The organism is Synechococcus sp. R6-5, assembly GCF_047461775.1.
Lineage (GTDB): Bacteria > Cyanobacteriota > Cyanobacteriia > Thermostichales > Thermostichaceae > Thermostichus.
Genome location: NZ_JANSHV010000292.1, coordinates 1 through 710, shown reverse-complemented (window position 1 = coordinate 710; position 710 = coordinate 1). Strand labels below are relative to the sequence as shown.

Genomic DNA, 710 nt, shown 5'->3' with positions numbered 1-710 from the left:
ATCGATGATGAAAGAGCACTGCTATGACCAGAAATACCCTTACAATCACCGATAATCGGACTGGCAAAACCTACGAGATTCCTATCGAACACAACGCAATTCGCGCCGTCGATCTGCGTCAGATCAAGGCAGGTCCAGGCGATTCAGGGCTGATGTCGTATGACCCGGCGTTCATGAACACTGCGGCATGCACCAGTCGCATTACCTACATCGATGGCGACAAAGGCATCCTGGAGTATCGCGGGTATCCAATCGAGCAGCTTGCCGAACAGAGTTCGTATCTGGAAGTTGCGTATCTGCTGTTATATGGTGAGTTGCCGTCGAAGGAGCGGCTCGAATGGTGGGAGTATCGCATCAGCCGTCACCTGTTCCTCCACAACAGCCTGGTCGAACTGATCCAGGCGTTCCGCTACGACGCTCACCCGATGGGCATCCTGATCAGCTCGGTAGCAGCGATGTCAACGCTCTACCCCGAGGCAAAGAATATTCACGATCCGGCGGTTCGTGAGAAGCAGATCTGGCGTATTATTGGTCAGATCCCAACGATTGCCGCCTTCGCCTATCGGCACCGCATCGGGCGACCATTCAACCTGCCTGATAGTTCGCTCAGTTACACCGCCAATCTGCTCTATATGATGGACTATATGAACCAGCGGAATTATGAGGTCAATCCGGTGCTGGCGAAAGCATTGGACGTGCTCTTTATTCTC

The 710-nt window shown here is 53.1% G+C and carries 1 protein-coding gene; it reads left to right on the top strand.

Annotated elements, in window-relative coordinates:
- Positions 1-23: 23 nt before the first annotated feature.
- Positions 24-710 (top strand): citrate/2-methylcitrate synthase (locus NW818_RS12955; protein ID WP_414424789.1); only part of this gene is annotated, 687 nt, incomplete at its 3' end.